The following is a 6632-nucleotide window of genomic DNA, read 5'->3' on the forward strand; positions in this document are numbered from 1 at the left end:
CGCTCGAGCTCGCCGAGTATCACCAGATGCCCTACATGCTGATGCCGGAGTTCACCGCCGAGCTCAAGGCCGAGGACCTCTACGAGGCCACCGACATGTCGGCGTTCAACGCGGCGCTGCCGGCGGGCTTCGACCGCTACACCGCATTCCTCGAGCGCAACGGCCTCGAGCACATGTGGCGCGAGGGCAACGGCGCCGGCGACTTCGACGAGCGGCTCGCCGCCGCCAGGTTCCCGCCGCCCGTGCATCCCCTCGTCGCGTCCGACGGCCACGAGATCGCGTCGCGGCTCAAGTGGTTGCGCGACGGCATGGTCCTCGACATCACGCGGCACCCCCAGGCGTACGAGCACCCGTTCCCGCACCCGGAGTGGAGCGGCGCGGGCACCCGCTACGCCCGCCTCAACGAGCACGTGAACACCCAGGCGCGGCAGATCGACGAGCTCTACGCCCGGCTCGAGCGGGTCGAGCGCAACTCGCCGCGTGGCCTGACCAAGCGCCTCATCCGGTGGGGCAAGCGCATGGTTCGGCGGCGCCGATGACCGAGGTCACCGCGAGCGTCGGCACGGGCTTCGCCACGACCGACATGGTGCTCAACATCGGACCGCAGCACCCGGCCACGCACGGCGTCCTGCGCCTGCGGCTGACGCTCGACGGCGAGCGGGTCGTCGCGTGCGAGCCGATCATCGGCTACATGCACCGCGGGGCCGAGAAGCTGTTCGAGGTCCGCGACTACCGGCAGATCATCATGCTGGCCAACCGGCACGACTGGCTGAGCGCGTTCTCCAACGAGCTGGGCGTCGTGCTCGCGGTCGAGGACATGCTCGGCATGGAGGTGCCGGAGCGGGCGACCTGGATCCGTACGCTCCTCGCGGAGCTCAACCGGGTGCTCAACCACCTGATGTTCCTCGGGTCCTATCCCCTCGAGCTGGGTGCGATCACGCCGATCTTCTACGCCTTCCGTGAGCGGGAGACCATCCAAGAGGTCATGGAGGAGGTCTCCGGCGGGCGGATGCACTACATGTTCAACCGCGTGGGCGGCCTCAAGGAGGACATCCCGGCCGGCTGGACCGGTCGCGCCTCGGCGGCGATCTCGACCGTACGCACGCGGCTGCGGGAGCTCGAGGACCTGATCTTCGGCAACGAGATCTTCCGGGCGCGGACCCGAGGCGTCGGCGTGCTGTCGCCGGCGCTGGTCGAGGCGTACGGCGTCTCCGGCCCGATCGCCCGGGCCTCGGGGCTCGACCTGGACCTGCGGCGCGACGAGCCCTACCTGGCATACGGGGAGCTGCAGGACGTGCTGCGCGTACCGGTCAGGTCCGACGGCGACTGCTACTCCCGGTTCGCGGTGCTCCTGGAGCAGACCAAGGTGTCGCTCGACCTCGCCGACGCCTGCCTGGCGCGGCTCGCCGACGTCGCGCCCGGACCGGTCAACGTACGCCTGCCCAAGATCCTCAAGGCTCCGGAGGGGTCTACGTACGTGTGGACCGAGAACCCGCTGGGGCTCAACGGCTACTACCTGGTGTCACGCGGCGAGAAGACCCCGTGGCGGCTCAAGCTGCGTACGGCATCGTTCAACAACGTCGCGGTGCTGCCCGAGATCGTCGGTGGCGCGGTCGTCGCGGACCTCGTCGCGATCCTCGGCTCGATGTTCTTCGTCGTCGGCGACGTCGACAAGTAACTCAGGCGGTCGGGACGGCTTGGCCGGCGCGGATGGCCTTGCCCCGGAGCGGTCCGCCCAGTGCGGCACTGAACCAGCAGACGTCGAAGATTCCTGCGGTCAGCGGCAGGACGCTCCACGCCATGGCCGCGACGCCCCACCAGTGATCGTGGAAGACCAGCCCGACGGCGAGCCACGCGGTGCCGGCGACGAGCCGGAACACCCTCCCGCTGGGGCCGTTGACCCAGCGGGAGAATCCGGTCGCGTTGAACCGCTCGGCGAGCGACATCAGAATCCTTTGACGACGGGATAGATGCGGTCGGCGACCAGACCGTGCGCCTCCCGGTGCACGGCGATCGCCGAGTCGGGATCCGGCGCCTCGACGAGGCAGAACGCCTTGCCGTTGGTCTCGTCGACCCAGTACTCCAGGTACTGCACGCCGTACTTGTCCTGCGTGGCCAGATCGGCCTTGTGCGCGGCGGCGACATCTGCCGTCCCAGCGCCTTCCGGGAGCTGTTCGTGAACATCCATGTAGAGCGGCATTTCGGTCTCCTTCCAGAGGTTTGCTGACACACTCAGTGTCATGACCATCGCGAGAGCGAACCATGACTCAGGAGCCGCAGGACCTGATCGATCCGCCGCGCTTGTCGCCGCTCTGGCGCAGATCCAGCTGTCCGGTGCGATCTTCCTGCGCGGTGAATACACCGAGTCCTGGGCGTACGAGTCGCTGCCGTCGAAGGACGCCGCCGCCGTGCTGGCCCCCGAAGCCGTGCGCATCGTCCTCTTCCACGTCGTCGTCTCGGGCAGCTGCTGGGTCGAGGCCGGGTCACACAAGGTGTGGGCCCACGACGGCGACGTCATCGTGCTTCCGTACAACGACCAGCACCGCATGGGCGGGCACGAGGCCGCGGAGCTCGTGCCGATCACGCAGCTCGTCGATCCGCCGCCGTGGACTGAGATGCCGCACATCGTCCACGGGCTCGGCGGGGCGCGCAGCGAAGTCGTGTGCGGCTATCTGACCTGCGACGACCGGCTGTTCGACCCGCACATGGGGGTCTTCCCGCCCGTGTTCGTCGTGACACCGCCCGAGGGCCCGGTCCGGTCGTGGATCAGGGCCAGCAGCGACCTGGTCCTTCAGCAGACGAGCCAGGTGACCGACGACCGGCTGGCGGCGCCCACGGACATACCGCAGCTGCTGCTGCGGGAGGTGCTCAAGCTGCACCTGGCCAACGCGCCGGCGGCGGACACCGGGTGGCTGGCTGCGCTGCACGACCCGGTCGTCGCGCCCGCGCTCGCCGCGATCCATGGCGACCCGGCCCGCAAGTGGGCGATCGCCGATCTCGCGCGCGAGGCCACGGTCTCGTCGACCGTGCTCGATGAGCGATTCCGCACGGTGCTCGGCCTCGCCCCGATTCGCTACCTCACCGGCTGGCGGATGCACGTCGCGGAGGACCTGCTGCGCTCCACGACGTTGCCCGTCACCGCCATCGCCCGCCGGGTCGGGTATGAGTCGGAGGAGGCGTTCAGTCGCGCCTTCAAGCGCGACCACGGGGCGGCGCCCAGCGTCTGGCGCGTCGCCCGCTGACGTTCAGACCTGCGTCACCCTCGTGATCTCGGTGCGGGCGACGGAGCGGTCGCGGATCGGCGCGGAGGCGAGCCGTCGGGGGTCGGCCATGAACGCGCCGAGTGCCGCCTCGTCGGGCAGCTCGATGATCTGCACCTCGTACGGGCCGTCGCCGCGCTCGACGCTGCGTACCCGCTGGAGGAGCCTGGCACCGTGATCGCCGAGCAGGCTCAGCACCTCGTCCTCGTACGTCGCGAGCAGCCCTTCGTTGCCCGGGACCGCCCAGAGCTGAACACACAGCGTGAGTGACATGGGGTCATCGTAGGGTCGCTCCATGGCCGACTCCACGCCCCGCATCCCGACCCCGATCGACACGCTCGCCGAGGAATGGCTCGACACGATGCTCGAGCTCACGCCCGAGCTCCACATCCACCTCGGCCGCCCGGGCCGCGAGTCCGACTACGCCGACCGGTCGCCCGACGGTGCCGCCGCGGCAGCCGATGCGGCCAGGGCGATGCTGGCCCGCGTACGCACGGCCGTCCCGGCCGACCCGGTCGACTCGATCACGCAGGCCGAGCTCATCCGCACGCTGAGCCTCGACGTGGAGAAGTACGACGCCGGGTTCTGGCAGCGCGACCTCAACGTCATCGCATCGCCGGGGCAGGACCTGCGCGACATCTTCGACCTCATGAGCACCGACACCGAGGACGACTGGGCGCACATCGCCCGCCGGATGCACAACGTCCCCGGTGCCATGGCGGGCTATCTCGAGTCGCTGCGCGCGGGCATCGCCGCCGGCAACGCGCCCGCCGTCCGCCAGGTCCGCGAGGTGGCCGACCAGGCCCGCAAGCAGGCCGGCGCCGACAGCTTCTTCCTCTCCCTGGCCACGGGTGCCGACGCGCCGGCCTCGCTCAAGGCCGAGCTCGAGGCCGGTGCCCGCGCCGCCACCCAGGCGTACGCCGCGATGGCGGACTTCCTCGACCGCGAGCTCGCGCCGCACGCCCCCGAGGCGGACGGAGTCGGGCGCGAGCACTACGCCCTGGCGTCGCGCGACTTCGTCGGCGTCGAGATCGACCTCGACGAGACCTACGAATGGGGGCTCGAGGAGCTGGCCCGCATGGTCGAGGAGCAGCAGAAGATCGCCGACCAGATCCTGCCCGGCGCCTCGGTGGCCGAGGCTATCGGGCACCTCGACGCCGACCCCAGCCGCAAGCTGCACGGCACCGACGCCCTGCAGGCGTGGATGCAGGAGACGAGCGACCGCGCTGTCGCCGACCTCGGGCGTACGCACTTCGACATCCCTGAGCCGATGCGCCGCCTCGAGTGCATGATCGCGCCGACGCAGGAGGGCGGCATCTACTACACGCCGCCGAGCGAGGACTTCGAGCGGGCGGGCCGGATGTGGTGGAGCGTGCCCGAGGGCATCACGGAGTTCGACACGTGGCGTGAGCTGACGACGGTCTACCACGAGGGCGTGCCGGGCCATCACCTCCAGTGCGGCCTCGCGGTCCACAACAGCGCCGAGCTCAACGGCTGGCGCCGCATCAACTGGAACTCCGGCCACGGCGAGGGCTGGGCCCTGTACGCCGAGCGGCTCATGTCCGATCTCGGCTACCTCGACGATCCCGCCGACCGGCTCGGGATGCTCGACGGGCAGCGGATGCGGGCCGCGCGCGTCGTGATCGACCTCGGCGTGCACCTCGGCAAGCCAAAACCCGACGGCACCGGCGTGTGGACCGGCGACGACGCGTTCCCGTTCCTGGCCCAGCACGTCAACATGAACGAGCCGTTCATCCGCTTCGAGGCCAACCGCTATCTCGGCTGGCCGGGCCAGGCACCGTCGTACAAGGTGGGGCAGCGCATGTGGGAGCAGCTGCGTGACGAGTGGGTCGCCGCCAACGGGCCCGACCTCAAGGAGTTCCACCGCAAGGCGCTCGCCGTCGGCAGCGTCGGCCTCGGCACCCTCCGCGAAACCCTCCTCACCTGACGCTGAGGAGAGGGTTTCAGCACCCTGAGGAGAGGGTTCCGGCACCCTGAGGAGAGAGTTCCGGCGTCCCCACCGGTCGAGAACCCTCTCCCCACCGGACGAGAACCCTCTCCCCACCGGACGAGAACCCTCTCCCCACCGGACGAGAACCCTCTCCTCACCGGACGGGAACCCTCCCCCTGCTCGCAGAGCTCGCGGGGGGACCCCCATCCTCAGGGTTTAGGCGGGGGTGGGGTCGGGGCGGCCGTTCTGGGCCTTGCCGTTCTTGCCCTCGTCGTCGTCGCCGGGCAGCCGGCAGGCACGCTCCAGCAGCAGCGCCGCCGTCAGCAGCAGCAGGCTTGCTATCGCCGCTGCGCCGGCACGCACGACGCGTTCCTTGCCGAGCGGTGAGTCCGTCGCGTCGACGTAGGCCAGCGCGAATCCGCCGTAGACACCAGCGACGAGGGCTCCCACGACGACGCACGACTTGGCGATCGCCAGCATCCTGATGCCGTAGTCGGAGGTCACGCGCTGGTGCTTCTTGTGCAGCGCCTGCCAGGTGTTCCACGCGAACGTGCCGACCAGGATCGCGGCCAGCAGCAGCGTGAGCGGTGCGGCCCAGCTGAGCCGCGGCACGCTGCCGTCGAGCCGTACGATCAGCGGCGGGATGAGCCGGCCGACGACGAGCCCCGTGCCGATCAGCGCGACGACCAGAAGCGCCGAAGTGGGGCGAACCCGGTTCATGCGCGAGACGAGATCACAGGATGATCTCGAGGTCCTCGCGCTTGTGGACGCCGCTGGTGTCAACGCCCTCGAGGAGGTCGGCGACGAAGCCCCGGCCGGGGATCTCACCCTCGGGGTCGATCTCGAGCCACGGGACCAGGACGAAGCCACGCTCGTGGGCGCGGGGGTGCGGAAGCTTGAGGGACTCGTCGTCGGCGACCCGGGGTCCGACGACGATCAGGTCGACGTCGAGGGTGCGCGGGGCACCCGGCTCGGAGCGCTCGCGGCCGAACGCGTCCTCGATCGCGAGGGCCCGGTCGAGCAGCGTGTGCACCGTCAGCGTCGTGTCGATCAGCACCACGGCGTTGAGGAACTTGCCGGAGCCCTCGACCGCGTCGACCGGATCCGTCTCGTAGACCGACGAGATCGCCACGACCGTGACCTCAGGGGTGTCCTCGAGGGCCGAGACCCCGCCCTGAAGCTTGCCGTGCCGGTCGCCCAGGTTGGAGCCGAGCGACAGGACCGCCTGGCGGATGGGACGCATCCCGCCGGTCATGGTGTCGGCGTCCAGGACGTACGGGGTGGGCGCTTCGGTCACAGTTTGCTCCGCTCTATCGTGACGGCGACATCTTCGAACGTCACCTCGATGGGCGCTTCCGGCTTGTGCACCGTCACGCTAACCCATTGGACCGACTGTTCGGCCAGGCACAAGTCCACCATAC

Annotated in this window: 9 protein-coding genes; 4 read left to right on the forward strand and 5 right to left on the reverse strand. The window is 70.0% G+C overall.

Features of this window, described 5'->3' with window-relative positions; all coding sequences use genetic code 11:
* Together V6M46_RS01995 and V6M46_RS02000 are read left to right on the forward strand one after the other, a co-directional pair.
* Positions 1 to 539: hypothetical protein (locus V6M46_RS01995; RefSeq protein WP_332662060.1), on the forward strand; the 539-nt coding region annotated here is incomplete at its 5' end.
* On the forward strand, positions 536 to 1678 hold the full coding sequence (locus tag V6M46_RS02000; RefSeq protein WP_332662061.1) for an NADH-quinone oxidoreductase subunit D: 1143 nt from the start codon (positions 536 to 538) through the stop codon (positions 1676 to 1678). The genes V6M46_RS01995 and V6M46_RS02000, both read left to right, overlap by 4 nt.
* Position 1679: 1 nt before the next feature.
* Here V6M46_RS02000 and V6M46_RS02005 read toward each other — a convergent pair whose 3' ends face one another.
* Complete coding sequence (locus tag V6M46_RS02005) at positions 1680 to 1946, reverse strand: hypothetical protein (protein WP_332662062.1); 267 nt, start codon at positions 1944 to 1946, stop codon at positions 1680 to 1682.
* Positions 1946 to 2200 carry a DUF4242 domain-containing protein gene (locus V6M46_RS02010; RefSeq protein ID WP_332662064.1) on the reverse strand — a complete coding sequence of 85 codons (255 nt, stop codon included), beginning with the start codon at positions 2198 to 2200 and terminating at the stop codon, positions 1946 to 1948. The genes V6M46_RS02005 and V6M46_RS02010 overlap by 1 nt, the downstream gene beginning before the upstream one ends.
* A gap of 40 nt (positions 2201 to 2240) precedes the next feature.
* Between V6M46_RS02010 and V6M46_RS02015 the strand changes: the two genes are divergently transcribed.
* Positions 2241 to 3242, forward strand: coding sequence for an AraC family transcriptional regulator (locus V6M46_RS02015; protein WP_332662065.1), 1002 nt, complete (start codon positions 2241 to 2243; stop codon positions 3240 to 3242).
* A gap of 3 nt (positions 3243 to 3245) precedes the next feature.
* Here V6M46_RS02015 and V6M46_RS02020 read toward each other — a convergent pair whose 3' ends face one another.
* Positions 3246 to 3533: a hypothetical protein gene (locus tag V6M46_RS02020; protein WP_332662066.1), complete on the reverse strand. Its 288-nt coding sequence runs from the start codon at positions 3531 to 3533 to the stop codon at positions 3246 to 3248.
* Positions 3534 to 3555: 22 nt separating this feature from the next.
* Here V6M46_RS02020 and V6M46_RS02025 point away from each other — a divergent pair, with 22 nt between their 5' ends.
* Entirely contained in the window at positions 3556 to 5208 is a 1653-nt protein-coding gene (locus V6M46_RS02025; protein WP_332662068.1) for a DUF885 domain-containing protein, read from the forward strand.
* 219 nt (positions 5209 to 5427) lie between these two features.
* Here the strand turns inward: V6M46_RS02025 and V6M46_RS02030 are convergent, their stop codons facing one another.
* Both V6M46_RS02030 and folK read right to left on the reverse strand, forming a co-directional pair.
* Positions 5428 to 5931 carry a DUF3180 family protein gene (locus V6M46_RS02030; RefSeq protein WP_332662069.1) on the reverse strand — a complete coding sequence of 168 codons (504 nt, stop codon included), beginning with the start codon at positions 5929 to 5931 and terminating at the stop codon, positions 5428 to 5430.
* Positions 5932 to 5944: 13 nt separating this feature from the next.
* Complete coding sequence (gene folK / locus V6M46_RS02035) at positions 5945 to 6508, reverse strand: 2-amino-4-hydroxy-6-hydroxymethyldihydropteridine diphosphokinase (RefSeq protein ID WP_332662071.1); 564 nt, start codon at positions 6506 to 6508, stop codon at positions 5945 to 5947.
* Between the last annotated feature and the right edge of the window lie 124 nt (positions 6509 to 6632).

Source organism: Aeromicrobium sp. (genome assembly GCF_036676885.1).
Taxonomy (GTDB): Bacteria; Actinomycetota; Actinomycetes; order Propionibacteriales; family Nocardioidaceae; genus Aeromicrobium.